The following is a 25,541-nucleotide window of genomic DNA, read 5'->3' on the forward strand; positions in this document are numbered from 1 at the left end:
TCCAGTACTTAATTTGACAATTTCTTAGTAAAATCATTATAAGCGATAAATGTATCGGGGTAGATTGGCTGCTTTTTACTAATTAAAAATTGTATTGAATTTTCTAAAGCATAATGACAAGCCAAATCTAAATCTTCTTCAGCAATTTTTCGAGCTTCTTTTACTGCTGGAAAATCCCTGCCAGGTTCAATATAATCAGCTACAAAAACAAGCTTTTCTGTTAAGCCCATATGCTGCTTACCTGTCGTATGGTAACGAATGGCCTCTAATACTTCTTCATCATCAATTCTAAAAAAATGGTGTGCCATTTTTGCACCAACTGGACCATGCCAAAGCTCTAAATGATAATGTAATAAATCCTTTGGTAAGCCTACATCCTGGATGATCCAATGTTTTAATAATTCAGGTTTCATATCTTTGGCATAATCATGCAGTGCTGCAGCTAGACCGACTTTATATTCATCTCCATTGAACTTTTGAGCAAGGTATATAGCTGTATCTGTCACTCGTTCAACGTGTTCATAACGCTTTTGAGTCAGTACTTTTTTAGATTCAGCTAATGCCTCTTCAATTTTCATAAAGTCCATTCTCCCTTATATAATGTAAAACATCTTTAGTAAGCCCTTGAGGCTCTTTTCTATTTTTTAAATCTTCTCTAATAGCGGTTGAGGAAACCGGTACTTCTTCCATATTAACCATTAAAACATCTCGATAATTGTATTCAGAATACCCTTTTCGATTGACACCTACAAACTGAACCATTCTTTTTAATTCTTCAATGTTATACCATTTCGGGAGATCCTCAATCATATCCCCACCAATAATAAAATAAAAGAACGTTTGAGGGTATTGTTTCCTTAAATGTTTAACCGTTTCATACGTATAAGACTTTCCTTTTATTTCATATTCAATCGTTGATATTTTAAAATTAGGTTCTTCTTCTAACATGAGATTCAACATATCGAGTCGTTGTTCTGGTTTAGCTATTGCATCACTTTTATGCGGTGGTTCATAGGTAGGAATAAACCAGATTTCATCTAACTCTAATGTTTGAAGAACCGATTTTGCCAGCTTTAAGTGACCAATATGTGGCGGATCAAATGTGCCACCGAATAAACCTATTTTTTTCATGTCATGCACCCTTTTATGGTAACTCTAAAGTCTTGTTTTCTTCTGACTCTTTATACAGGACAATGATATTACCAATAATCTGGACCAATTCAGCTCCAGCTCCTTCAACTAACTGTTCTGCGACCGAATGTTTATCTTCAAAGCAATTTTGAAGTATACTGACTTTAATCAGTTCTCTTTTTTCTAATGCATCTTCAATTTGATGAATCATATTCTCATTGACCCCATCTTTTCCTACTTGGAAGATTGGATTTAGGTAATGCGCTTCTTTTCTTAAAAAACGCTTTTGCTTGCCTGTTAACAAATTATGCACGCCCTTCTATGTTAGTTTTAATGGACTTTTCAACTGAATAGCCAGTCCATATTTTAAAAGCTTTTGCTGCTTGATGCCAAAGCATTTCTTCACCAAATAGTAATTGGCCACCTTGTTTTTGACCATCAACTAAAAAACGAGTCCACATAGGTTTATAAACAATATCACAAACAATTGTATCTTTTGCTAAATTGTGTAGTGATATGATTTGTTCAGATTCATTCGGTACCATACCCACAGTTGTTGTTTGAATCACTAAGTCATATTGATTTAAATATCGTTCTGCCTCTTGAAGTGTTAAAGAACAACTATTAGTATATGATGATGTAATTTCTTGAGCTTTAAGTTGGGTACGATTTGCCACATCTAATCGTAGCGGGTCTCTTGTTTGTAAGCTATAATAAATCCCTTTAGCTGCTCCGCCTGCTCCCAGTAATAACACGGATTTTTTATTTAATTGTTCATAAAAGGAGGGGGATGCTTGTTTTAACGATTCACAAAAACCCACTCCATCTGTATTATACCCGATAAGTTGATTTCCGTTTCTTTTAATCGTGTTAACTGATTTTAATTTTTTAGCTTGTTCATCAAGATGGTCTAAGTAAGGAATAACCTTTTCTTTGTAAGGAACCGTCACATTGAATCCGTCAATCCCTGATCGCTTTAAATCCCTAATCAAAGCCTCTAGTTCATCCTCTTTAACGTCATATAATTCATAAGTGCCCTCAACATTGATGAATTTTAGAAATTCTTGATGAATGCTAGGTGATTGAGAATGATTGACCGGATGACCAACTAATCCAAAGTGATACACGTATAATCCCCCTAAATAATAGCCTCGCGAATAATCACACGAACTCCTTTTGGAACATATGCCGAGATTGTGACACCGCCTTTTGGTACTGTAATCCAGCCAAGGCCAGAAAATACAACATCTGTTTTATTATTAGATGTAATCCTAAATGTTTCCTTCACAAGCTCTGGCCAATTATTTAGCGTGTCATTGGTTGGAGGAGATAACAATTCCCCAAGATGTTCCTTGTATAATTGATCCGCTTTCTCTTGTTTAGTTCGATGAATACTTAAGTCGTTAGAAAAATAGCAAACATATCCAATTTTTTCTGAAGCTTGTTCAATATCAAATCTCGCCAAACCTCCGATAAATAACGTTTGACCTTGATTTAATTGGAAAACTTTCGGTTTAATTTCTTTCTTAGGTGTAACAATCTTCAAATCATTTTTCGATAAATAATGTGACATTTGGTGATGATTAATTATTCCTGGTGTATCAATCATGTCTGATCGATCATCCAATGGGATTTCAATAAACCCTAACGTCGTACCCGGAAAATAAGATGTTGTGATGACATCTTTTTCATCTGTAGAATTTTGAATGAAATAATTAATTAACGTTGATTTTCCAACATTTGTACTTCCTACAACAAATATATCTTTTCCTTCTCTTAGACGTTCGAGTTCGAAAGCTGTTTCATCCATTCCACTTCCATCGACAGCACTTACTAAAAAGACTTCCTTAACCTGCAATCCAAAGTCTTTTGCTACACGTCTCATCCAATTTTTAACTTTGTTTAAATTTGTCGATTTAGGTAATAAATCGACCTTATTTCCTACCAGGACTATAGGATTATGACCTACAAAATTATTTAAACCTTGTATAAAACTACCATGAACATCAAATAAATCCACGACTTTTACAATCAAACCATCTCTTTGACCTATGTCATGTAACATATTTAAGAAATCATCGGCTGTCATATCCACATCTTGAACTTCATTGTAATGCTTCAAACGAAAACAACGCTTACACACGATTTCTTCACGTTGCAAAGCTGATTTTGGTGCATACCCTACTTTATTTTCATCTTCAGTTTGAATTTTTGCACCACAGCCCTGACAATACAACTCTTCCATTATTTATCCTCCCAATTTAATTTACCTGTCTTCTTAAAATATTGTAGTAGACGGCGCTCGATTTTTCGATTAAATCGCGTAAAAAATCCATCTGTATGAACAACAGGGACAACTAAAACCGTATGTAAATTAGCGCGATTCCCACCAAAAACATCCGTCAACAACTGATCTCCAACGACAACAATCTTTTCATCAGGTAAATTCATTTCAGTTTTAGCACGATTAAAAGCTGTTTGCATCGGCTTTTTCGCTTTTGATATAAATGGAATATCTAAAGGTTTTGAAAAAAATGAAACTCGATCTTCTGTGTTATTCGAAATAATCGTCACTTGGATTCCTTCACTTCTGAGTTGTCGAAACCATTCAATCACTTCAGGAGTCGCCTCCGGCTGATTCCAAGCTACTAATGTATTATCTAAATCAGTAATAACGCCTTTAATTCCTTTTTCATTTAAAAATTCTGGAGTAATTTCTAACACTGTTTGTACATGGTCATCTGGTAAAAACAGTTTTAACAACGACATTCACCTCAACTAATCTTTAACTAACCTTCATCATATACAATTCAACCTCATGTTTCAAAGAAAATTTTGCTAATATGTAATTTTTTCTAGTACATAATGATTACAATATGCCAAAAATCGTTCGACAAATAACTCCAAAATTCAACTTGTGGATAAAATTATCAACATTATACACAGCTATTTAACAATATTCTTAAGGTTATCTTCGGTAAATATGAACAGTTTATACACAAGTTATCAACAGCTTTATTAAGTTGTCCAAAATTTTGTTTAATGGTAGGATAATAACTGTTACAAGGTGGACGACTTTCAAGGAGGTGCAAGCCGGTTCGGCGAGGGCGATTATGGAACAATTATCTGATCAATTGTTAGTAGAATCGTACAAAAAAGCACGTAAACTAGAATTAAATCACGACTTCATAAAATTGATCGAGGAGGAGCTTATTAGACGAGGCTTATATCAATATTTAAAAGAGTCCTCATAAACTACCCAATAATAAAACATATAAATATGAAGATAGCGTGAAAACTGGCACATGAAAATGTGTCAGTTTTTTTATAATTTGAAATAAGGGGGGTTTTTCTTTTCATTAAGGATTGAAAATCGTTATAATATTACTGTACGTTTAGAGATAGATACATATAGTGAAAGGATGGAATACATACATATGGTTTATGCCGTATTTGCACCACTCATCTTTGCAATCATAATACCTTTCTTAAGTAGGATAAAACATAAAGTTCACACCGGCTGGTTAATCCTACCTGTTCCATTATTAATCTTTATATACTTCTTACAATTTGTAGGATCAGATTTTGAAACGGCCAGGCAGACAATCGACTGGATCCCATCTTTAAACATTGCTTTGGATTTTTATTTAGATGGACTTAGTCTATTATTTGCCTTATTAATCAGTGGGATAGGAACTTTAGTTGTTTTATATTCCATTTACTACTTAAACAAAGAAGAACAATTAGGGCATTTCTATACGTACCTATACATATTTATGTCCTCAATGTTAGGTGTCGTACTATCCGATAATGTCTTTGTTCTATATACTTTTTGGGAATTCACTTCTTTATCTTCATTTCTTTTAATTGGTTACTGGCACTACCGTGAAAAATCTCGTTATGGTGCTTTAAAATCAATGCTTATTACCGTATTAGGTGGTTTTAGTTTATTAGGTGGGGTCATCCTACTGACAATTGAAACTGGAACAACAAGTATTAGAGGAATGATCGAGCAAGCAGATTTAATCGTAAACAGCGATTATTTCTTATTCATTCTAATCTTTTTATTACTAGGAGCATTTACAAAATCTGCTCAATTTCCATTCCATATTTGGCTACCAGATGCAATGGAAGCTCCAACACCAGTGAGTGCTTATTTACACTCTGCCACCATGGTTAAAGCGGGAATTTATTTAATGGCTCGTTTTTCACCTATTTTCTCAGAAGTACCATTATTCTTTATCATTTTAAGTATTTTCGGTCTTGTAACGCTGGCATGGGCGTCGTATATGGCTGTTAGACAGACTGATTTAAAAGGTAGTCTAGCATTTTCAACCATCAGTCAATTAGGAATGATTATGGCCATGCTAGGATTTGGTACGTCATATGCTGTGTTTGCAGCTGTTTTCCATATTTTAAATCATGCGACGTTTAAAGGTAGTCTCTTTATGGTAGCTGGAATAGTTGACCATGAAACTGGCTCGCGTGATATTCGTAAGTTAGGCGGCTTAATGACATTCATGCCAATCTCAGCTACCCTTGCGATCTTCGGTACATTTTCGATGGCAGGTGTTCCATTACCATTCTTAAATGGATTCTACAGTAAGGAAATGTTCTTTGAGTCAGCACTCGATTTAGGTGGTTATTCAGGTGCATTTATCGAAAGCTTAATCACCGCTATACCTATTATTGCTGTAGTCGGAAGTATCTTTACCTTCGTTTATTCCATGTACCTATTTTTCGGAACGTTTAGGGGTGAATATAAGGAATCGGAGCTACCTAAAAAGCCTCATGAAGCGCCATTCATGATGTTAGTTCCCCCAATGCTTTTAGTTATTGGTGTTATGGTCATCGGGTTATTCCCGAACATGTTCAACCAAGCCCTTATTACCCATTCAGCTGATGCCGTTTATGGAGATGAGGTCGCAAAGGATATTAAATTTTGGCACGGTTGGGACAGTCCTGCTTTTCAAATGTCATTAATTGTAGTTGCCGCAGGTATTTTACTTTATTTAACTAAAAATAAGTGGCACCACATTTATCGAGTCATTCCAGGAAGATTTAATTTTAACCGTGTTTATGATTGGATGGTCGAAAAAATTGAATCTGTTTCAAACCGAATCACAACAGCTTATATGACAGGTTCTTTACGTTTGTACATGATTCTGATCTTAACAGCGATTATTACGATTACAGCTGGAGCAATCTTAATTTCAGATGGATTTAATTTTGAGGTGCAGGATTTAGCACCTATCACCGCACCAGAAGTCATAGTAGCTTCTATCATGGCTATTGCAGCGATAGGGACAACTGTTGCTAGAAATAGAATAGCTGCCATTTTAATTCTAGGAGTCGTCGGATACGGTCTAGCCATTCTATTTGTCATGTACAGTGCGCCTGACTTAGCACTAACTCAACTTATTATAGAAACTGTAACCGTCGTGCTATTCTTGTTATGTTTCTACCACTTACCTAACTTAACAACGAACAATAATTCAATCGTACACAAAGGGACCAACGTATTAGTGTCGATTGGTTATGGTGTACTTATGTTAGTTATTGGCGTAACTGCTTACAATAGTCGTTTTGCTGATACGATTTCAAACTTCTTCATGGAAAATACGTATGAACTTGGCGGTGGCCATAATGCCGTAAACGTCATTTTAGTGGATTTCCGTGGAATTGATACATTATTTGAAGTGGCCGTACTATTTGGTGCCGCATTAGGAATTTTTGCTATGATCAAACTTCGCCAAGATAAGGGGGCGAAATAATATGGAAATTATCATGATTGTTTTAGCATCCATCCTCTTTACAACAGGGGTATATAATTTATTACAAAAACAATTTTTAAGAATCATAATTGGTACAGCATTAATATCACATGGAGCTCACCTATTTATCCTTACAATGGGTAAGTTAAAACGTGGCGCTCCTCCTGTTGAGGACTATGGGGTCTCTAATTATGCAGACCCCTTACCTCAAGCTTTAATTTTAACTTCCATTGTTATAAGTTTTGGTGTTACGAGTTTCTTATTAGTTCTGGCATATAGAACTTACAAACTTAACAACACAGACAATATGGAGAAATTGCGAGGTCTGAATAATGAATAACTTAGCTATACTTCCAATCATATTACCCTTACTAGCAAGTGTCATTGTTGCATTTATACCATCAAAACTGAATATTGTACGAAAACTCTCTCAAGCACTAATGGTAATATTTTTAATCATTGTCGGATACATAGCTTGGTTGGTTTATCATAATGGCGTGATTGTGACACAAGGTGGTGGATGGGATGCACCTTTTGGAATATCCATTGTTGCTGACTACCTATCTATTCTCCTTGTACTAACGACGTACATTATCGCAACAGCAGCTGTATTTTATGCACCACACTCGTTGTCCGATCAACAAGAGAAGTTTTACTTCTATACGTTCTACTTTCTTTTAATATCTGGTGTTTCTGGTGCGTTTCTAACAGGTGACCTATTTAACTTATTCGTTTTCTTTGAAGTACTATTAATGGCTTCTTATGGATTAATCGTATTAGGGAACGGTAAAGCACAATTAAGAGAGTCTTTAAAATATGTACTTGTTAATTTATTTTCATCAATGTTGTTTGTAACAACAATTGCGTTTATTTATTCTCTTGTCGGCACCGTCAATATGGCGCATATTGCTGAACGGGTAGAGGCAATTCCTGCCGAACAACAAGGGATTATAACTGGGATCGGGGTCTTACTATTCTTCGTTTTTGCAGTTAAGGCCGCTATATTTCCACTGTATTATTGGTTACCAAATTCGTATGTCGTACCAAACCCTGTTATTTCTGCTTTGTTTGGTGCTTTATTGACCAAGATCGGTATTTACTCTATTTTCCGGGTTTATACACTTATTTTTGTACATGATACAGCGTTTACTCACCAACAACTTTTTATTTGGTTAGCGATTTTTACGATGTTGTTTGGTGTCATCGGTGCTTTATCGACTAATAATGTAAAATTAATCGTGACATATAATATCATTCCAGCAATCGGCTTCATCTTAATGGGCATTGGGTTATATTCTGAAGATGGTTTAGCAGGGTCAGTCTATTATTTAATGCATGATATGGTTGTTAAAGCAGCCTTATTCTTTCTAATTGGGGCCTTAGTTGTCGCAGCAGGTACAAAGGATTTATCGAAAATGAGCGGAGTCATTCAACGGTTCCCACTTCTAGGATGGTTATTCTTCTTAGGTACCATCGTTTTAGCGGGAGTTCCACCGTTCAGTGGTTTTATTGGTAAGTTACTTCTCTTAAGAGGAGCACTTAGTCAAGAATATTTCTTATTAACGATTGTAGCCTTATTATCCAGCCTCTTAATCCTATTATCTATGATTCGTATTTTTATTCGAGGGTTTTGGGGCGAAAAAATGGAAGGCATGACAAACGACAATCGTAAAGTTCATGCATTAACTATTCCTGCAGTTTTTCTACTAGCCATTTCTATTTTCTTAGGTGTTGGTGCAGAATATGTATTACCTTATGTCGACACGATTTCTACCTATTTATTAGACCGTACAGAATATATCTCTGCCGTACTAAAGGGGTGATCATAAATGACGCTACAAATTATACTAAACATCCTCATTGCTGGTTTATGGATGTTTTTAAATGAGTCTTATAACTTTCTAACCTTTTTCACAGGGTACTTAATCGGTATGGCACTACTATTTTTCCTAAGGCGTTTTGTACCAGATGCTTATTATCTTGAACGTGCATGGAAGATTCTCAGTCTAATCATACTTTTTATCAAGGAATTGATCCTATCAACTTGGAACATTGTTAAACTTGCTTATCAACCAAAATTAGATGTTCAACCTGGAATCTTTGCATTACCAACAGAATTAAAAAGTAATTGGGAGATTACATTATTAGCTAATTTAATTTCATTAACTCCTGGAACATTGTCAGTATCTGTTTCAGAAGATTATACAACGATTTATATTCATGCTATGGATATGCCAGATGTCGAAGAAGAAATTAATGAAATTAAAAACTCATTTGAACGCGCCATCATGGAGGTGACTAGATAATGCAAGATCAATTAGAGCAATTCGGAGAACAAATGCTAAATGTTGTTTTGATCATTTGCTTTGTAACTCTTACCATATCGGTTCTACTATTGTTAATTAGAACATTTAAAGGTCCCTCAAATGCTGACCGAGCTGTTGCCATTGATACAATTGGGGTTAACATGATGGCCATTACTGGACTTGTAGCAATACAATTAGTCACCGATAAATTAAACGATGTTGTTCTGTTAATTGGTATATTACTGTTTATTGGTACTATAGCTATTGCGAAATTTATTGAAAAGGGTGTTATCATTGAACAAAATAATCATTAGTCTTTTATTATTATGCGGCACCTTTTTTGTTATTTCAGGTTCAATTGGTATATTAAGATTTCCTGATATATATACACGATTACATGCAGCAACAAAAGCTGCAACGCTTGGAGTAGCTGGTGTCCTCTTAGGTGCTTTCTTATTTTTATATTTTGAAAATGGAATCATTAGCGGAAAGCTGATCCTTGGAATTATCTTTATCCTAATCACAGCTCCTGTAAGTGCTCATATGATTTCGCGTGCTGCACACCAAACTGGCGTGAAATTATGGGAGCACAGTGTGAGGGATGAATTGGCACGTGATCAAGAAGAACATAAAGCTAAGATTTAATCGAGTCGACCCATAAAATCGGGTCGACTTTTTCTATGTGTACACGCACTAAACCAAAGCGCCAACATACATTTTAATATAGGCGGGTACCTATAATCTTTAATGTGGGGTTGGTTCAATGTACACAATATTTAAGATTTTGTCTATTGTTTTTGAAAATCTTTACTTCTTTGCTTCTTATGTAAAAGGTAACGCTTTCCCACAACCATTAAGTCGTGATGAGGAGGAGGAATATCTTAAACGATGGGAGCAAGGTGATGTCGAGGCGAGAAATAAATTGATTGAACATAATTTACGTCTAGTAGCTCATATAGCCAAAAAATACGAAAACAACAAGGAAGATCAGGAAGATCTAATTTCGATAGGAACAATTGGATTAATCAAAGGCGTTGAGAGTTTTTCAAGTAATCGAGGAACAAAACTAGCCACTTATGTTGCTAGATGTATTGATAATGAAATACTAATGTACTTAAGGACTTCTAAAAAGTCAAATAAGGATATGTCTTTACATGACCCTATTGGGCAAGATAAAGAAGGTAATGAAATTAGCCTGATTGATATCTTAAAATCCGATCAGCCTGATTTAGTTGAAAAAATCCAAACCTCCATGGAGATTGCCAAAGTATTTCGTTACATTAACCTATTGGATGAGCGAGAGAAAGAGGTCATAGTTAAACGTTATGGTTTAAACGAACAAGATGAGCTTACACAAAGAGAAATAGCTAAAGAGTTAAAAATTTCCCGAAGTTATGTATCTAGAATTGAAAAAAGAGCTCTTATGAAAATGTTTCACGCCTTTTACCGGGATGAACAAAAAAAGGAACAGCAAGAATAATGCTATATTTAGGCTAACATCTATCCAAACTTAAGGCATTCGCATATAGTATACTATGAGAATGTCGATAAGAATGGAGTGAACCTAAATGTATTATGATCCTTCTTACCAATACGGTTCTCCTTATTATGCACCATATCCTGTTTATCCCTATTCAAATAGTTTAGCCTATAGTTTACTCATTGTTGCACTTCTTTTATTGCTTATTTTTGGTGGATACTACCTTTATTACGACAAATAAAAAGCAACTTATACTCTTTGCAGTATAAGTTGCTTATCTATTTATTGTCGTTTTAATATTTCTACTATCATCTCAGCACTGTTACGTGCAGCTCGTTCTAAAAATTTCTCGAAAGATATATTAGATTCCTTATTAGCCACATCTGAAATAGATCTTATAATGAGAAATGGTGTCTGATACTGGTAACAGACTTGCGCAATGGCAGCTGCCTCCATTTCTAATGCCTTTAACCCATCAATAAGTGTGACAACCTGTTTGACGCGTTCTTCATCTGACATAAAAGAATCCCCTGTACCAATCATCCCTTCAACTACTTGAACATGATCATTTATTTCTTTCGTCGCTAATTTAGCATCTTCAATTAATTTTACATCAGATTGATAATTCTCAGGCATTTGAGGGATTTGACCATACTGATAACCAAATGCAGTTGCGTCTGCATCATGATGTGTAATTGTCGTTCCAATGACCACATCCCCAACGTTTAAAATAGGATCCGTCCCACCAGCAGAACCCGTATTAATCACATAATCTGGTTTAAAACGTTCATGTAAAATGGTGGTTGATAGTGCTGCATTTACTTTTCCGATTCCAGATTGTAGTAAAACAATGTCCTGGCCTGCTAATGTTCCTTCATAGAACTTACAATTCGCAACCGTTGTTTCATTTTCTACTGTCATTTTAGACAATAACCATTCCAGTTCTTGTTCCATTGCTCCTATAATGCCAAATTTCATGATTATACCCTCTCTTTATCTCTTCCTTGTTGTTTTATTGCCCTTCTAATTTTTGTTGGCCTAAATTTTCAAATAAAACGTCTACACGTTGAGGCTGCCAACCTTCATTTTCAATCCACTTTAGAGGAATACGATAATACTCTTGATTTGACTTGTCTTCAACATAGCCAATAACTTGATCAGGAACGCCTCCGCTTTCTAACCACCAGTATTCTAAATCATCTCTTGATACTTGTACAGCTTGAGCAATAGCTTGCTCAATTTCTTGTCGATCTTGAGAGCCATTATTTAAATCAATCGTATGTGGTTCCTCTTGTTCTGTTGGATACGGCTGCCAATCTTGTTCAATGACTTCTCTAACTTCTTCACCATCCCCTGGCGATGTTTCTCGTTCTTCATTTTCATCTTCCATATCTTCTTCTTCAGTTTCTTCTTCATTCATTTCCTCTGATGAATCATCCGACGTATCACCCTCAGGATTTGTTTCCGATTCAGAATCGTCCTCTTGGATCGATTCTTCTTGTTCATTTTCAGGCTCTACCGATTCATCTTGTTGGACCTCATCTTCTTCATCGCCACCACCAAATACTAACATCCCGAATAAAAAAGCTGAAAGTAATACGGCAAGCACAATAAGTAAGTTCGTGAGTTTTGTATTTTTTCGGCGTTTTTCATATCGATCGGACCTTGAATCATAATTATCAAAAGACATCTTAGGCACCCCTTTTTGTACTAAAATATTAGTAAGTCCTACACAAGGTTTGTGCAGGACATAGTGGGTAATTATTATGAGACTTCTACAATTTCGACATCAATTTCCCCACCAGGTGTTTGAACGGTTACACGTTCTCCTACTTTTTTCCCTAGAAGGCTTTGTGCCATTGGGGAATCATTTGAAATTCTACCTTCAAATGGGTCCGATTCAGCACTACCCACGATCTGGTATTCTTCTTCATCCCCATCAGGTAATTCAACGAATTTTACTGTCTTACCAAGTTGAACAATATCACTTGATTCTTCATCGTTTTCAATAATAACAGCGTTGCGAATCATATTTTCCACTTGTGCAATTCTAGATTCTACGAATGCTTGCTCGTCCTTTGCTGCATCATATTCTGAGTTCTCGGATAAGTCACCAAAGCTTCGGGCAACCTTAATACGTTCAACAACCTCTGGACGACGAACGGTCTTTAATTCTTCTAATTCTTGTTCTAATTTTTTCTTACCTTCTTCTGTCATGTAAAAGCTTTTTTCTTCTGCCATAGTTCTTACACTCCTTTGAATATTAACGATTACATTTTTATATATAAGATTTAGTCTTGTCTATATCTATGATTAGTACTTGTTAATGATACTTTCTATTTTAGTCGTCAATAAATCGATTGCAACATGATTTTGTCCACCCTCTGGGATAATCACATCAGCGTAACGCTTAGCTGGTTCCACAAATTGTAGATGCATCGGGCGAACAACATTTATATATTGATTAATGACCGATTCAAGGGTTCTTCCTCGCTCATTAATATCTCTCAATAACCGACGAATGATACGAATATCGGCATCTGTATCAACAAACACTTTTATATCCATCATATTACGTAACTTTTCGTCTTCGAGAACCAAAATTCCTTCTAAAATGATAACTTCTTTTGGTTCGACTGTAATTGTTTCTTCTGATCGAGTGTGCATTTCATAATTATACACTGGTTTTTCAATTGTTTCCCAGTTCTTTAATTGATTTAAATGCTCAACCAACAAATCATTATCGAATGCTAGTGGGTGATCATAGTTTGTATTGAGTCGATCCTCGAATGGCATATGCGATTGATCTTTATAATAAAAATCTTGTTCCATCATTAATACAGATGTATTTTTAAAATGATCACAAATAGCTCGTGTTACAGTTGTTTTTCCTGAGCCAGTTCCTCCTGCAACACCTATAATAATAGGTTTATCCTTAACCACGATGTCTGTCACCTCTTCACTGCAATTGCTACACCATCCCCAGTCTCAACAAATGATGTATCGTATTGAGGATGATCCATTAACCAACGATTGAAACGATCAATTTTCTCACCGAGCTTCATGAGTCGCTTTCGATCGTCATGTACTTCTTTAGAAACATAACCTTTAAATAAAACATTGTCAATTACAATGATTGAACCACTCTTTAAGTATGGGGTTATTTTTTCTACATAATTCTTATATTGACCTTTAGCCGCATCAATAAAAACAAAATCATAATCATTTATTTCGATTTTGTCTAAAAAAAGTGATGCATCTTCTAATACTAAATGAATTTGTTCAAACATATTCGCTTTATGTACGTTGTGTAAAGCTAATTGATGACGTTTTTCATCTATTTCAATAGATGTGACCTTAAGGTTTGGTTGAGTTAGAGCCATTTGAATAGCAGAGTACCCAATTGCTGTCCCAATTTCAAGAACATGATCTGGATTATGAATTCGTATTAATTGCTTTAACAGCTCAATTCCATCAACCTCCATAATTGGTACTGAATGCTCTGTAGCATAGTCTTCCATCTCTTGAATAATAGGAAGTTGATTAATGTTTTGATATAGACGAGTGATATAGTCTTTATTCGTGTTAGTCATGTCATTGTACACCTCAGCTAATCGACTCAAATTCTTATGATAAAAAACAGGAGAATGCGCAAGTCAGACGCATTCCCTATCGTTAATCTTGTGGTGGGCGGTGTTCTTGAATGTTTTTATTATGTTCTTCAAGCGTTTCAGCATAATAAACCTCGCCATCATAATCAGCCACAAAATATAAATAATCATGTTCTTCAGGATATAAAGCTGCTTGTAAAGCATTCTCACGGAAATTAGCGATTGGACCAATTGGTAATCCGGTATTTTCGTAAGTGTTATAAGGCGAATCCACTTCTAAGTCTTCGTATAATACTCTCTCTTTATGTTCACCTAGTGCATATAAAACGGTCGGATCTGTTTGAAGCGGCATTTCAGGAGAAGCATTCATACGATTAAAGAAAACTCCTGAAATCATGTTACGATCTTCTTCGCTAACAGCCTCTTCTTCAATGAGTGATGCCATCGTAATCGCTTCATGTATCGACATATTTTGTTCAATCATATCCTGACGATACGTCATAATTCGATTATTCGTTTGTTCAAGCATTATATCAACAACATATTCTATGCTCGGATTCTCTTCATAAAATGGATATGTGACCGGAAACAAGTACCCCTCTAATGGATAACGTATATCCTCTTGTAAAATCTCATCTTCATTAAGGAGTTCTGGATATTTGACAATAAATGAGCGAATAAATTCTTCATCATTCATTTTATCTAAAAATTCCTCTTGATCAATCCCTGTCTCTTCTTCCAAAATTTCCGCAATTTGTTCAATCGTTGTACCTTCTGGGATTGTAACAGTAAACAGAGGATCGACCAAAATTTTTCCAGTTTTTAGAGATTCTACAATTTCACTAAGTTCCATATTACTGGCTAGCTTATATTCTCCTGCTTGAAAGTCTGTTTCATTTTGGAACTTCAAGTAATACTTAAAAATAGTAGCATTATTGATAATGTTATTTTCCTCTAATATTTCACCAATTGTGTCAACACTTGATCCAAGGGGGATTTCCACCTCAATAATTGTGTCGTCATCTGGATCTACAGGACTTAAACCATCTGAAACATATGTATATGTTTTATAACCAACTGCAGCTATAGTGATTATAATAACCGTTAGTATAACGACGATTATTTTACGTGAGATTTTTGCTTCTTTTACTCGTTGATTCTTAAGATCAGAATAATTTGGACTCATCGTCTAATCCCCCCTACACCCGTAATATTATAAATTATTTCTTTATTTTTTTCTATATTTTTTAAGATGATAAAATCATGACAATCATTTAAAAAGAGGGAATAGCCGCAAAAGGGCTATTCCCTTTATTCAAATCTATTCTTCGTCTTGCTCTGTAAAAGTAGCAAGCATTTCTTCAATCATATCCCATTCATCATCTGTCTCAATTTGATAAAGCGTTAAATCATCTTCGTTGTTGTCATTTTCCTCAAATCGAAAGGCGAAGACTTCCTGTTCCTCTTCCTCTGCCTGCTCTGCAGGAACAGCTACTAAGTATGACTTCTCTGTCTCATCAACATCAAATGTAAAGAGGATGTCAAATAAATGCTCCTCACCATTTTCATCCGGAATAATAATACGTTCTTTTTCGTCCATTTAAAATTACCTCCTAAATTTAATGACCGGCATCTAAATAACTTTGTAAAATCATAACTGCCGCCATTTTATCAATGACTTTCTTTCTTTTCTTACGACTAACATCAGCTTCTAACAATATTCTTTCTGCAGCCATGGTTGTTAGTCGCTCATCCCATAACACGACTGGAATATTAAAATGTCCTTCAATATAACGAGCAAATTCCTCAGCGGCTTGGGCTCGATCTCCAATCGTATTATTCATATTCTTAGGATGTCCCACGACTATTTTACTTATTTCATACCCTTTAATAATTTCTTCTAATCGTGGTATAGCGGAATTATAATTTGTTTCATCCCATTTTATAGTCTCTATTCCTTGAGCGGTGAATTGTAGAGCATCCGAGACAGCTACTCCGATGGTTCGTTCACCAACGTCTAAACCTAATACTTTCATTACTTTGCCTCTTTATTTGATTTTAGATAGTATTTCACAACTTCTTCAATAATTTCGTCTCTCTCGACTTTTCTAATTAAATTTCGTGCATCCTTGTGACGAGGGATGTATGCTGGATCACCTGACAGCAAATATCCGACGATTTGATTAATCGGATTATACCCTTTTTCTTCTAATGATTCATACACAGAATGTAAAATCTCATTGACTTTTTGTTCTTGTGAGTCATCGTTGAATTGAAATTTCATTGTCCGATCATTCGACATCTTCTCATGTAACCCCCTCGTTAACTTCTACCATTATTATAAACTTAATTAGGATGAAGTTAAAACACTTTGTACATATTCTTTTGCAGCGTTGAGTGCATCTTGTATTTTCTCAGGTTGTTTACCACCGGCTTGGGCCATGTCAGGACGGCCTCCACCGCCACCACCACATTGAGTAGCCGCTTCTTTTATTAAATTTCCGGCGTGTAATCCTTGATCGATTAAATCTTTTGTAACACCCGATGCTAACTGTACTTTACCATCTTTCTCCATTGCAAGTAAAATAACCACTGAATCTAATTGATTCTTTAAATCATCAACCATGTTTCGCAAGGCATTCATATCATTAACACTTACTTTTGCTGCTAATAATGGTACGCCATTGATATTCTCTACTTGTTCAGTTATATTTGCTGATTCGTAATTCGCAATTTTAGCTGCTAGAGATTCGTTTTCTCGTTCTAAAGCTTTCATATCATTAAATAAAGATTCAATACGACTAGGGATCTGTTCAGTTTTGGTTTTAAGTAATGCTGCTGCTTCATTAAGTAATTTTTCACGTTGTTCATAATATTGATAAGCTCCATGACCTGTTCGGGCTTCAATTCTTCTCGTTCCAGCTCCAATCCCTGTTTCTGTCACGATTTTAAATAAACCTATCTCCGCAGTGTTTTGAACATGACAACCACCACATAATTCAATACTATAATCTCCAACAGATACAACACGAACCACATCTTGATATTTTTCGTCAAACAAAGCCATTGCTCCCATTTCTTTAGCTTCATCTAAGGAGTGATGAGAAACGGTTACATCAATTGAATCCCATATTTTTTTATTAACGATTTCCTCAATTTTTTGTAACTCTTCGTGACTGATAGCATTAAAATGAGAGAAGTCAAACCTTAAGCGATCTGGAGCTACTAAGGAACCAGCTTGATTAACATGGTCACCTAACACATCTTTTAAAGCTTGATGTAATAAATGTGTTGCTGTATGGTTTTTGATAATCTGTTTTCTAAACTGTCTATAAACCGAAGCTTTAACGCTTTGTTGCATATAAAGTGAGCCGTCTTCTACTTCAATTTGATGTAAATGTTGGCCGTTAGGAGCTTTTTGGACATCGACAACTTGAGCACGACCTGTTTCCGTTTCAATTACACCATGATCCGCTATTTGTCCACCACTTTCTGCGTAAAAAGGTGTTTCTTTAAGAATGACATATCCTCTTTCTCCAGCGTTAAGCTCTTCTGAAATATTTTGATCAGCTACCATAACTTCTATAGATGATTCTACATCCATTTGCTCATAACCTACGAATGAACTTTCGTGATGAAGGTTTTGAAATATTTCGCTTTGAACCTGCATTGAATCCACTTTTTGACGAGCTTCACGTGCACGCTCTCGTTGTTTCTTCATTTCAGCTTCAAATCCAGCCTCATCAATCGAAAAACCCTCTGCTTGAACATATTCTTCTGTTAATTCTTTTGGAAAACCATACGTATCATATAATGTAAATACTTCATGGCCAGGAAATACTTGACTTCCTTTTTGTTTTTCTTGTTCCATTACTTTCTCTAAAATAGTTAAACCCTCTTGTAACGTTTCATGGAAGCGTTCTTCTTCAGTCTTAATCACACTTTTGATAAACTCTTTTTTATCTTCAACTTCTGGATAGAAATCTTTCATAATGACTGCCACTTGATCAACTAAACGATACATAAATGGCTCATTAACATTTAATTCTTTTGCAAAACGTACCGCCCGTCTGAGTAAACGACGAAGTACATATCCTCGCCCCTCATTTGAAGGAAGTGCGCCATCTCCAATAGCAAAAGCAACTGTACGCACGTGATCAGCTACTACTTTAAAAGCTGTGTCTTTTGCCTCAACTTCACCATATTTTTCACCTGATACTTCTTCAGTCTGTTTAATGATAGGCATAAATAAATCTGTTTCAAAGTTCGTTTTCGTATCCTGAATGACAGATAACATTCTTTCTAAGCCCATTCCTGTATCTATATTTTTCTTTGGAAGAGGTGTGTAAGTGTCATCTGGATTATGATTAAACTGTGAGAAAACCAAATTCCAAATCTCTAAATATCGTTCATTTTCTCCACCAGGATAAAGCTCGGGATCCTGGGGATTATTGCCGTATTTCTCTCCACGGTCGTAAAATATTTCTGTATTCGGCCCACTTGGCCCTTCACCAATATCCCAAAAATTCTCCTCAATTCTAATGATTCGTTCCTCTGGAACCCCCACTTGATCTCGCCAAATCACATATGCTTCTTCATCTTCTGGATGTACGGTAACAGATAATCGCTCAGAATCAAAGCCAATCCATTGATCACTCGTTAAGAATTCCCATGCCCATTTAATGGCGTCTTCTTTGAAATAATCGCCTATTGAAAAATTACCTAACATTTCAAAAAAAGTATGGTGACGAGCAGTAAATCCAACATTTTCAATATCATTTGTTCTAATTGATTTTTGTGCATTAACAATACGCGGATTTTCAGGAATCACTCTTCCGTCAAAATATTTCTTTAAAGTTGCCACCCCACTGTTAATCCAAAGTAATGTTGGGTCATCTTGAGGTACTAAAGAACGGCTTGGTTCAACTGAATGCCCTTTTTCTTTAAAGAAATCTAAAAACATCTGTCTAACTTCAGCTGAATTTAGTTGTTTCATTGCAATTTCCTCCTTATTATGGTTAATGATGTTCATTTAAGTATTATTCAATCACTTCCAGTAGTCGATTTATAAGTACTACTGTCATATCATAAAAAAACGCCCCTACATGTAACATGTAGGGACGATGATTCCGCGGTACCACCCTATTTATAAGCTCAAAAAGCTTATCGTCTCAAAACACCTTAACGTAGTGTTAAACGGTGGGGATTAACCACTCTCAGGAATAGCTTCAATGACCCTTCACTTAGTATTTCTTTCAGCTAATGAAATACCTCTCTTTTAAGTGGACTGTCACTTACTCGGTTCCATCTTCGAATTCGTGTTATTTACCTGCCGTTATTATAGATAACTACATTTCATCTGTCAAATCATAATATGTAAACGCTAATCCCCTCATGCATTAGGGGATTAGCGTCACAGCTTCAATCTTAGAAATATTGTTTTCTCAACCGTTTTCCCGTTTTACGCATCCGTTTCATAAAACGGTTCCTCTTAAACATCTTATGATTGTTCCGAATCATCCATCCCATGGCTGCACCCATTCCAATTTTAGCGCTGTTCGATATTACTCGGTTCAACGCCAATCACCAACCTTGTTATCCGTTTTCATCTAAAAACAGATCATCTAAAGAAGAGAGGGACCCATCTTCTTCTATTTCACGCACGTGCATTCTACCGTCGACAAAAGACATCTCTATAAAGCAATTCCAACAGTAATACTGTTGTTCGCCTATTCTTCCGATGTCGGAAGATTGACAGTTTGGACACTTCATCGGACAAGCTCCTTTTGTTTAATCTTTTGAAGTATTTTCACAACATGGATTATGTTGCTTTGTCCTCAGCTTATCCAAAATATTTTTATCCTATACCCCTGTATAAGATAGTTATAGTTTGCCATGGTTACATAAAATCATAAGGCGTAATTTCTTCCTTTTCTTCAAGTTGGTTTTCTGAATCAGTGGTTGTAACTAAAGTGAACATATGCTGCAATCGATTAACTAAAGTTGTTTTTCTTTCATAAGTATAATCCTTTTTGAGCCCATCAATAAATGCGTCAAAATCACCACAAATAATTAATGACGTTTTACTACGTGTAATCGCTGTATATAAAAGCTTTTTTACAAGCATTCGTTTAAACGCCTTAACCACTGGTAAAACGACGATTGGAAACTCGCTACCCTGTGATTTGTGAATCGATATAGCGTATGCCAACATGATTTGATTAAAATCCTGCTTCGTATATGATACTTGAAGCCCTTCAAAATCAATAATCATCTCATCTTTTTTAGCTTCAGATTCACTTGGTTTCTTAATCGCAATAACTTCACCTATGTCACCGTTGTAAACCTTTTTCTCTGGCTGGTTGACCAATTGGATGACTTTATCACCGGTTCTAAAGGTTGTATCAAAATGTTGGATTTCCCGTTTTTGATCACTTTTCGGATTAAAAATCGTCTGTAATGTACGATTTAATTGATGAATTCCAACCTCTGTTTTATACATAGGTGCTAATACTTGGATATCTTTCATCGTATATCCTTTATTTAACGCTCGTTGTACAATTTGTTCAACAACGTTTAATGTATGATGATCTTGACTTGGAATAAAATTAAAGTCACCTGATTTATTAAGGCTCATATTTTCAACATTATTATTTTTAATGTGATGAGCTAATTGAATGATATAAGAATCTTCTTTTTGCCGATAAATTTCTGATAAATGACTAACTGGTATATGGTTTGATGCCAATAAATCAGATAATACTTGACCTGGTCCAACAGACGGTAATTGATCCTCATCTCCAACAAGAATAACCTTCATATTGGAAGGGATAGCTTTAAACAATGAATTTGCCAACCAAACATCAACCATTGAAAATTCGTCAACGATGATAAGGTCACCTTCTAATTGATTGCCTTGATTATATTCAAACGTATCATCACCAGACCACCCTAATAAACTGTGTATGGTTTTGGCTTTCAAGCCTGTAGCTTCAGATAATCGTTTAGCCGCTCGACCTGTAGGAGCGGTTAAGATAAATCGACGATCTTGGCTCACTTTCTTATGTGACTGAAAAAGTTCATCATAACAAGATATGATTCCTTTAACGACAGTCGTTTTCCCTGTACCAGGACCTCCTGTTAATAGCATGACCTTTTCACGCATTGCTTTTTTGATCGCCTCATATTGTTCTTCACCGTATGCAAAACCTTCTGTCTCTTCTAACTCACCAATTACTTTTAGTAGCTCACTTTCTTCAAAATCTTCATCCTCTTCAACATCCATAATACGTTTTATTTGTGATGCAATTCCTTCTTCCGAATAATATAAGTGAGGAAGGTAAATACGATCATCTTCGACCACGATTAATTCTTCTTCTTCTAAATATTTAATTCGCTCTTTAAACTGTTCTTCTGAGATTTGAATTTTCCTTTGAAAAAGTAACTTGTTTGCTTTAATTAGTAAATTATTCTGATCTATATAGACATGCCCATTCATTGATTCTTGCTCCAAGACGTGCAAAATCCCAGCTTCAATTCGAGTAGGGTGTTCTTTTCCAATTCCCATCTCTTGTGCCATCTCATCAGCTCGTTGAAAACCAAAGCCTTCTATAGTAAATACAAATGCATAAGGATTTTCATTTAAAAGAGGAAGAGTTTTTTCTTGATATGCATTATAAATTTTTTGAGCTAATTGCAATCCTATCCCGTATCGCGCTAATTCTAAAGCAACTTGTTCAAAACCTTGATTCACCCTAAGATCTGCTACTAATCGTTTTTTAGTTTCTTCATTTAGACCAGGAACTTTGTTTAAAATAGTTTCATCTTTTAATATTTGATCTACTGCATTTAAACCAAGAGTATCTACAATTTTTTTGGCTGATTTTTGACCAATTCCATAAAATAGGTCACTCGAAAAATATTTAACTAAACTATCTTCGGTTTTAGGCATTTCTTTTTCATATGTAAAAACATGGTACTGTTCACCGAATTTTGGGTGAGTTTGTAAAGTCCCATAAAAGATATACTCATTGCCATAAGTTAATGGAGGAAAATGCCCTTTGACCACGAGTTCTTCTTCATCTAATTCTTCGTTCGTTTCAACAACAGAGACCGAAGCAATCGAGAACTGTTCCTCTTCTTTATGAAATATCATATGATTTAATTTTGCTTTTACAAACCCTCGATCTGACATTGGCTTGCGGCCTCCCTTAACCTTATTGACTATTCAACAATTCCTCAACTTGTTTCTTACCATGTCCTGCTAATAGGTGATCAGGTTGTATATTCAACGCCTGCTTAAAATGTTTGAGTGCTTCTTTAGGCTGGTCTTTATACAAGTAAGAAACACCTAAATTATAGTGTGCATCACTATGGTTCTTATCTAATTCTAATACACGGTTAAATTGTTTAAAAGCCTCATCAATGAGATTAGCATAAGCTAATGATAATCCATATTGAAATTGGACGTCTACATCATCTTGATTTAATTCACTTGCTCTTTGTAAATACGGAAGAGCTAATTTTGGTTGTTCTTGATTCATTAATGACATTCCTAACATTAGATAGACATCCGCTTCGTCTAATCCTTGTTGGATAGCTTTTTGATATTGCTGAGTTGCTTCAGCGTAATTTTCTTCATCAAAATATACATTTCCTAGTCCGTAATGCGCAGTGGGTACCTCTTCTTTTAAATCTAGAGCTTTTTCAAAAAATCGTTTTGCACGATCGTATTCCTTTATATGAGCTAATAAATTACCGAAATTAATATATCCTATTGGATCGTTAGGATGATGTTCAATATGAAGATTAAACTGTTTAGCAGCCTCTTCAACATTATGTTCTTTCATATATTCTAAACCTTGCTGGATATAATCCATATCTGGCTACTCCTTTCTATATTAATGAAGTAGAAAAAAGCCACCACATTAAGATGTGCTGACTTTTTTCTCTTAAGCTAAATGTTTTACAGGTTGTTCATTTTTATAGACTCGTTCAATCGTACCTCCACCGATGCATACATCTTCATCATAAAAGACGACTGCTTGTCCTGGGGTGATCGCTCTTTGTTGTTCATCAAATTGAACCATAAATGAGCCATCTGTTTGTGGATAGACGGATACAGGACATTCTTCTTGACGATAACGGAATTTAGCTTTACAAGTGAATGGTTGTGTAAAGTCTCCATCTATGAGCCAATTAACATCAACTGCTTCTAATCCATCAGCATATAATGCATCTTGGTCATAGCCTTGACCAACATATAAGACATTTTCTTCAAGGTTTTTACCTACAACAAACCACGGTTCACCTGACCCACCAATTCCAAGTCCTTGACGTTGACCAATCGTATAATACATTAAACCATCGTGTTGTCCTTTTATTTCACCGCTTAAAGTCCGCATTTCACCAGGTTGTGCTGGTAAATATTCACTAAGGAATTCTTTAAAGTTTCTTTCGCCAATAAAGCAAATCCCGGTACTATCTTTTTTAGTCGCTGTAGCTAAATCATGTTCTTTAGCAATTTCACGTACTTCTTTTTTCTCCATGCCTCCTAATGGAAACATGATTTTCGGCAAAATCTCTTTAGGTATTTGATTTAAGAAATACGTTTGGTCTTTATTATCATCGACACCTTTTAATAACTCATATTGACCATTTCGTTCGCGGACTTGAGCATAGTGTCCTGTCGCTAAATAATCCGCGCCTAAAGACATGGCATGATCTAAAAAGGCTTTAAATTTAATCTCTTTATTACACATAACATCTGGATTAGGTGTTCTACCTGCTTTATACTCATCTAGGAAATAAGTAAAAACTTTATCCCAGTATTGTTTTTCAAAGTTTACCGCATAGTATGGAATATCTAATTGGTTACATACACGAACAACATCTTCATAATCTTTTGTCGCTGTACATACTCCAAACTCATCCGTGTCATCCCAGTTCTTCATAAAGATCCCAACGACATCATAACCTTGCTGTTTGAGTAGTAAAGCTGTAACAGATGAATCAACACCACCGGACATACCAACTACGACACGTGTATTTGCATTTTCCTTCACATCTTTCACCACCTTATACATTTGAAGATAAACGATTCACGATCTTTTCAATTCGCTCTGCAACTAAAGTCATTTCCTCTACTGTATTATCCATGCCAAAACTAAACCTTATTGAATTACGTAGTCTTGGACTGTCTTCACCATACATCGCTTTTAAAACATGAGATGGATCAATCGAGCCTGCCGTACAGGCTGAGCCAGATGAGACCGCAACTCCTGATAAATCTAAATTAGTTAAGAAAATCTCAACATCCATCCCTGGAAAGCTTAAATTTAATATATTCGGTACACGATGTTCGGTAGATAAATCACCGTTAATATGATATTCAACATTTTTCTCATCTAAAGCTTGAATCAATCGCTCTGATAATTGTTTATAATGGTCATATCGTTTAGTGCGTTCTTCTTTTAGAACTTCAACTGCCTTCTTAAATCCTTCAATCGCTAACGTATTCTCCGTTCCAGAACGCCAAGTTCGTTCTTGTTCACCGCCGTACAAACGCTGTGTCAAATTTAGTCCTTCACGTTTATATAAAAATCCAACACCTTTTGGTCCGTAAATTTTATGAGACGATGTAGTTAATAAATCAATTTTTAATTCTTCTACATCAATCTCTTCGACACCATAGGCTTGAACAGCATCCGTATGGAATGGGATGCCTCGACTTCTTAATAAATTACCAATCATTTGAACAGGCTGTTTCATCCCAGTTTCATTATTGACATACATAATCGTAACCAGAATCGTGTCCTTACGAAGAGCTTTTTTGACATCCATGATATCGACCATACCTTTTTCGTCAACTGGAAGATATGTGACATCAAACCCTTCTTTCTCAAGCTGCTCAACTGGATGCAATACAGCATGATGTTCGATATTCGTTGTAATAATATGATTACCTTTATTACGATTTGCATAAGCAGTTCCAAAAATAGCTAAATTATTGGCTTCCGTTCCACCACTCGTAAAGATAATCGATTCATAATTAGCATTAATACTATTTGCCATTGTCATTCTTGCTTCATCTAAACGCTTTCTGCTTTCACGACCAAAATGATGAATACTGGATGGATTCCCGAAGCTGTCTTCCATTACATCACGCATGACTTCCTTTACGGAAGGATGAATCGGTGTTGTTGCTGCGTGATCCAAATAAATCCGTTTCATGATATCA

The 25,541-nt window shown here is 35.5% G+C and carries 30 protein-coding genes and 1 other annotated feature; of the genes, 8 read left to right on the forward strand and 22 right to left on the reverse strand.

Annotation, left to right across the window (positions count from 1 at the left end):
* Positions 1-8 precede the first annotated feature (8 nt).
* Genes yqeK through BMY57_RS03520 form a run of 6 tightly spaced genes read right to left on the reverse strand, consistent with a single transcriptional unit; the run spans position 9 to position 3,894 of the window.
* Positions 9-578, reverse strand: coding sequence for a bis(5'-nucleosyl)-tetraphosphatase (symmetrical) YqeK (gene yqeK / locus BMY57_RS03495; RefSeq protein ID WP_091772644.1), 570 nt, complete (start codon positions 576-578; stop codon positions 9-11).
* A complete protein-coding gene (locus BMY57_RS03500; protein ID WP_091772645.1) occupies positions 568-1,131 on the reverse strand; it encodes a nicotinate-nucleotide adenylyltransferase in 564 nt (187 codons plus the stop codon). The genes yqeK and BMY57_RS03500 overlap by 11 nt, the downstream gene beginning before the upstream one ends.
* 13 nt (positions 1,132-1,144) lie before the next feature.
* Positions 1,145-1,435, reverse strand: coding sequence for a ribosome assembly RNA-binding protein YhbY (gene yhbY, locus BMY57_RS03505; protein WP_091772646.1), 291 nt, complete (start codon positions 1,433-1,435; stop codon positions 1,145-1,147).
* A 1-nt stretch (position 1,436) separates the two neighbouring features.
* Positions 1,437-2,258: a shikimate dehydrogenase gene (gene aroE, locus BMY57_RS03510; protein WP_175614905.1), complete on the reverse strand. Its 822-nt coding sequence runs from the start codon at positions 2,256-2,258 to the stop codon at positions 1,437-1,439.
* An 11-nt stretch (positions 2,259-2,269) separates the two neighbouring features.
* Positions 2,270-3,376 carry a ribosome biogenesis GTPase YqeH gene (gene yqeH / locus BMY57_RS03515; protein WP_177176321.1) on the reverse strand — a complete coding sequence of 369 codons (1,107 nt, stop codon included), beginning with the start codon at positions 3,374-3,376 and terminating at the stop codon, positions 2,270-2,272.
* The gene (locus BMY57_RS03520) at positions 3,376-3,894 is read right to left on the reverse strand and encodes a YqeG family HAD IIIA-type phosphatase (RefSeq protein ID WP_091772649.1); all 519 of its coding nucleotides are present in this window, start codon (positions 3,892-3,894) and stop codon (positions 3,376-3,378) included. Before BMY57_RS03520 ends, yqeH begins: the two co-directional genes overlap by 1 nt.
* Positions 3,895-4,244: 350 nt before the next feature.
* Between BMY57_RS03520 and BMY57_RS03525 the strand changes: the two genes are divergently transcribed.
* The 8 genes from BMY57_RS03525 (at position 4,245) to sigK (ending at position 10,691) form a co-directional block, all read left to right on the forward strand.
* Positions 4,245-4,385: a sporulation histidine kinase inhibitor Sda gene (locus BMY57_RS03525; protein WP_091772650.1), complete on the forward strand. Its 141-nt coding sequence runs from the start codon at positions 4,245-4,247 to the stop codon at positions 4,383-4,385.
* 183 nt (positions 4,386-4,568) lie between these two features.
* Positions 4,569-6,905: a Na+/H+ antiporter subunit A gene (locus BMY57_RS03530; protein ID WP_091772651.1), complete on the forward strand. Its 2,337-nt coding sequence runs from the start codon at positions 4,569-4,571 to the stop codon at positions 6,903-6,905.
* Position 6,906: 1 nt separating this feature from the next.
* Positions 6,907-7,245 carry a Na(+)/H(+) antiporter subunit C gene (locus BMY57_RS03535; RefSeq protein WP_091772652.1) on the forward strand — a complete coding sequence of 113 codons (339 nt, stop codon included), beginning with the start codon at positions 6,907-6,909 and terminating at the stop codon, positions 7,243-7,245.
* Entirely contained in the window at positions 7,238-8,728 is a 1,491-nt protein-coding gene (locus tag BMY57_RS03540) for a Na+/H+ antiporter subunit D (protein ID WP_091772653.1), read from the forward strand. The genes BMY57_RS03535 and BMY57_RS03540 overlap by 8 nt, the downstream gene beginning before the upstream one ends.
* Before the next feature lie 6 nt (positions 8,729-8,734).
* The gene (locus tag BMY57_RS03545; RefSeq protein ID WP_091772654.1) at positions 8,735-9,211 is read left to right on the forward strand and encodes a Na+/H+ antiporter subunit E; all 477 of its coding nucleotides are present in this window, start codon (positions 8,735-8,737) and stop codon (positions 9,209-9,211) included.
* Positions 9,211-9,525: a Na(+)/H(+) antiporter subunit F1 gene (locus tag BMY57_RS03550; protein WP_091772655.1), complete on the forward strand. Its 315-nt coding sequence runs from the start codon at positions 9,211-9,213 to the stop codon at positions 9,523-9,525. The genes BMY57_RS03545 and BMY57_RS03550 overlap by 1 nt, the downstream gene beginning before the upstream one ends.
* A complete protein-coding gene (gene mnhG / locus BMY57_RS03555) occupies positions 9,506-9,856 on the forward strand; it encodes a monovalent cation/H(+) antiporter subunit G (protein ID WP_091772656.1) in 351 nt (116 codons plus the stop codon). Before BMY57_RS03550 ends, mnhG begins: the two co-directional genes overlap by 20 nt.
* Before the next feature lie 118 nt (positions 9,857-9,974).
* Positions 9,975-10,691, forward strand: a complete 717-nt coding sequence (gene sigK, locus BMY57_RS03560) for an RNA polymerase sporulation sigma factor SigK (protein ID WP_091772657.1) — start codon at positions 9,975-9,977, stop codon at positions 10,689-10,691.
* Between the two features lie 282 nt (positions 10,692-10,973).
* On the opposite strand, the gene mtnN is transcribed toward sigK, so the two are convergent.
* The 16 genes from mtnN to BMY57_RS03630 form a co-directional block, all read right to left on the reverse strand.
* Positions 10,974-11,669: a 5'-methylthioadenosine/S-adenosylhomocysteine nucleosidase gene (gene mtnN, locus BMY57_RS03565; protein ID WP_091772658.1), complete on the reverse strand. Its 696-nt coding sequence runs from the start codon at positions 11,667-11,669 to the stop codon at positions 10,974-10,976.
* Positions 11,670-11,703: 34 nt separating this feature from the next.
* Entirely contained in the window at positions 11,704-12,381 is a 678-nt protein-coding gene (locus BMY57_RS03570) for a YrrS family protein (RefSeq protein ID WP_091772659.1), read from the reverse strand.
* 74 nt (positions 12,382-12,455) lie between these two features.
* A complete protein-coding gene (gene greA, locus BMY57_RS03575; protein WP_091772660.1) occupies positions 12,456-12,932 on the reverse strand; it encodes a transcription elongation factor GreA in 477 nt (158 codons plus the stop codon).
* A 72-nt stretch (positions 12,933-13,004) separates the two neighbouring features.
* Positions 13,005-13,634 carry a uridine kinase gene (gene udk, locus BMY57_RS03580; protein WP_423809549.1) on the reverse strand — a complete coding sequence of 210 codons (630 nt, stop codon included), beginning with the start codon at positions 13,632-13,634 and terminating at the stop codon, positions 13,005-13,007.
* A gap of 8 nt (positions 13,635-13,642) precedes the next feature.
* Positions 13,643-14,296, reverse strand: a complete 654-nt coding sequence (locus BMY57_RS03585; RefSeq protein WP_256205233.1) for an O-methyltransferase — start codon at positions 14,294-14,296, stop codon at positions 13,643-13,645.
* Positions 14,297-14,366: 70 nt separating this feature from the next.
* Positions 14,367-15,488 carry an endolytic transglycosylase MltG gene (gene mltG / locus BMY57_RS03590; protein ID WP_091772662.1) on the reverse strand — a complete coding sequence of 374 codons (1,122 nt, stop codon included), beginning with the start codon at positions 15,486-15,488 and terminating at the stop codon, positions 14,367-14,369.
* Between the two features lie 135 nt (positions 15,489-15,623).
* The gene (locus tag BMY57_RS03595) at positions 15,624-15,902 is read right to left on the reverse strand and encodes a DUF1292 domain-containing protein (RefSeq protein ID WP_091772663.1); all 279 of its coding nucleotides are present in this window, start codon (positions 15,900-15,902) and stop codon (positions 15,624-15,626) included.
* A 19-nt stretch (positions 15,903-15,921) separates the two neighbouring features.
* A complete protein-coding gene (gene ruvX / locus BMY57_RS03600; protein WP_091772664.1) occupies positions 15,922-16,338 on the reverse strand; it encodes a Holliday junction resolvase RuvX in 417 nt (138 codons plus the stop codon).
* Entirely contained in the window at positions 16,338-16,604 is a 267-nt protein-coding gene (locus tag BMY57_RS03605; protein WP_091772665.1) for an IreB family regulatory phosphoprotein, read from the reverse strand. Before BMY57_RS03605 ends, ruvX begins: the two co-directional genes overlap by 1 nt.
* Before the next feature lie 48 nt (positions 16,605-16,652).
* Positions 16,653-19,298 (reverse strand): alanine--tRNA ligase, encoded by a 2,646-nt coding sequence (alaS, locus tag BMY57_RS03610; protein ID WP_091772666.1) that lies wholly within the window; start codon positions 19,296-19,298, stop codon positions 16,653-16,655.
* A 117-nt stretch (positions 19,299-19,415) separates the two neighbouring features.
* Positions 19,416-19,622: a binding site (T-box leader), on the reverse strand.
* Positions 19,623-19,729: 107 nt separating this feature from the next.
* Positions 19,730-19,879, reverse strand: coding sequence for a hypothetical protein (locus tag BMY57_RS16015; RefSeq protein WP_175614914.1), 150 nt, complete (start codon positions 19,877-19,879; stop codon positions 19,730-19,732).
* A gap of 18 nt (positions 19,880-19,897) precedes the next feature.
* Entirely contained in the window at positions 19,898-20,074 is a 177-nt protein-coding gene (locus BMY57_RS16020) for a YrzR-like zinc ribbon domain (protein WP_175614915.1), read from the reverse strand.
* Positions 20,075-20,201: 127 nt separating this feature from the next.
* On the reverse strand, positions 20,202-22,496 hold the full coding sequence (gene recD2 / locus BMY57_RS03615; protein WP_091772667.1) for an SF1B family DNA helicase RecD2: 2,295 nt from the start codon (positions 22,494-22,496) through the stop codon (positions 20,202-20,204).
* Positions 22,497-22,518: 22 nt separating this feature from the next.
* A complete protein-coding gene (locus tag BMY57_RS03620) occupies positions 22,519-23,181 on the reverse strand; it encodes a tetratricopeptide repeat protein (protein WP_091772668.1) in 663 nt (220 codons plus the stop codon).
* Positions 23,182-23,253: 72 nt separating this feature from the next.
* Positions 23,254-24,366, reverse strand: coding sequence for a tRNA 2-thiouridine(34) synthase MnmA (gene mnmA / locus BMY57_RS03625; protein ID WP_091772669.1), 1,113 nt, complete (start codon positions 24,364-24,366; stop codon positions 23,254-23,256).
* A gap of 13 nt (positions 24,367-24,379) precedes the next feature.
* Entirely contained in the window at positions 24,380-25,534 is a 1,155-nt protein-coding gene (locus BMY57_RS03630) for a cysteine desulfurase family protein (protein WP_091772670.1), read from the reverse strand.
* Between the last annotated feature and the right edge of the window lie 7 nt (positions 25,535-25,541).

The sequence above is a fragment of the Piscibacillus halophilus genome (genome assembly GCF_900110685.1).
Classification (GTDB): Bacteria; Bacillota; Bacilli; order Bacillales; family Alkalibacillaceae; genus Piscibacillus; species Piscibacillus halophilus.

Excerpts from the sequence above, each read along its gene's own strand:
- yqeK (WP_091772644.1), bottom strand. The coding sequence starts at position 578 with ATGAAAATTGAAGAGGCATTAGCTGAATCTAAAAAAGTACTGACTCAA.
- BMY57_RS03500 (WP_091772645.1), bottom strand. The coding sequence starts at position 1,131 with ATGAAAAAAATAGGTTTATTCGGTGGCACATTTGATCCGCCACATATT.
- yqeH (WP_177176321.1), bottom strand. The coding sequence starts at position 3,376 with ATGGAAGAGTTGTATTGTCAGGGCTGTGGTGCAAAAATTCAAACTGAA.
- BMY57_RS03525 (WP_091772650.1), top strand. The coding sequence starts at position 4,245 with ATGGAACAATTATCTGATCAATTGTTAGTAGAATCGTACAAAAAAGCA.
- BMY57_RS03530 (WP_091772651.1), top strand. The coding sequence starts at position 4,569 with ATGGTTTATGCCGTATTTGCACCACTCATCTTTGCAATCATAATACCT.
- BMY57_RS03535 (WP_091772652.1), top strand. The coding sequence starts at position 6,907 with ATGGAAATTATCATGATTGTTTTAGCATCCATCCTCTTTACAACAGGG.
- BMY57_RS03540 (WP_091772653.1), top strand. The coding sequence starts at position 7,238 with ATGAATAACTTAGCTATACTTCCAATCATATTACCCTTACTAGCAAGT.
- BMY57_RS03545 (WP_091772654.1), top strand. The coding sequence starts at position 8,735 with ATGACGCTACAAATTATACTAAACATCCTCATTGCTGGTTTATGGATG.
- BMY57_RS03550 (WP_091772655.1), top strand. The coding sequence starts at position 9,211 with ATGCAAGATCAATTAGAGCAATTCGGAGAACAAATGCTAAATGTTGTT.
- sigK (WP_091772657.1), top strand. The coding sequence starts at position 9,975 with ATGTACACAATATTTAAGATTTTGTCTATTGTTTTTGAAAATCTTTAC.
- mtnN (WP_091772658.1), bottom strand. The coding sequence starts at position 11,669 with ATGAAATTTGGCATTATAGGAGCAATGGAACAAGAACTGGAATGGTTA.
- BMY57_RS03570 (WP_091772659.1), bottom strand. The coding sequence starts at position 12,381 with ATGTCTTTTGATAATTATGATTCAAGGTCCGATCGATATGAAAAACGC.
- greA (WP_091772660.1), bottom strand. The coding sequence starts at position 12,932 with ATGGCAGAAGAAAAAAGCTTTTACATGACAGAAGAAGGTAAGAAAAAA.
- mltG (WP_091772662.1), bottom strand. The coding sequence starts at position 15,488 with ATGAGTCCAAATTATTCTGATCTTAAGAATCAACGAGTAAAAGAAGCA.
- BMY57_RS03595 (WP_091772663.1), bottom strand. The coding sequence starts at position 15,902 with ATGGACGAAAAAGAACGTATTATTATTCCGGATGAAAATGGTGAGGAG.
- ruvX (WP_091772664.1), bottom strand. The coding sequence starts at position 16,338 with ATGAAAGTATTAGGTTTAGACGTTGGTGAACGAACCATCGGAGTAGCT.
- BMY57_RS03605 (WP_091772665.1), bottom strand. The coding sequence starts at position 16,604 with ATGTCGAATGATCGGACAATGAAATTTCAATTCAACGATGACTCACAA.
- alaS (WP_091772666.1), bottom strand. The coding sequence starts at position 19,298 with ATGAAACAACTAAATTCAGCTGAAGTTAGACAGATGTTTTTAGATTTC.
- BMY57_RS16020 (WP_175614915.1), bottom strand. The coding sequence starts at position 20,074 with ATGAAGTGTCCAAACTGTCAATCTTCCGACATCGGAAGAATAGGCGAA.
- recD2 (WP_091772667.1), bottom strand. The coding sequence starts at position 22,496 with ATGTCAGATCGAGGGTTTGTAAAAGCAAAATTAAATCATATGATATTT.
- BMY57_RS03620 (WP_091772668.1), bottom strand. The coding sequence starts at position 23,181 with ATGGATTATATCCAGCAAGGTTTAGAATATATGAAAGAACATAATGTT.
- BMY57_RS03630 (WP_091772670.1), bottom strand. The coding sequence starts at position 25,534 with ATGAAACGGATTTATTTGGATCACGCAGCAACAACACCGATTCATCCT.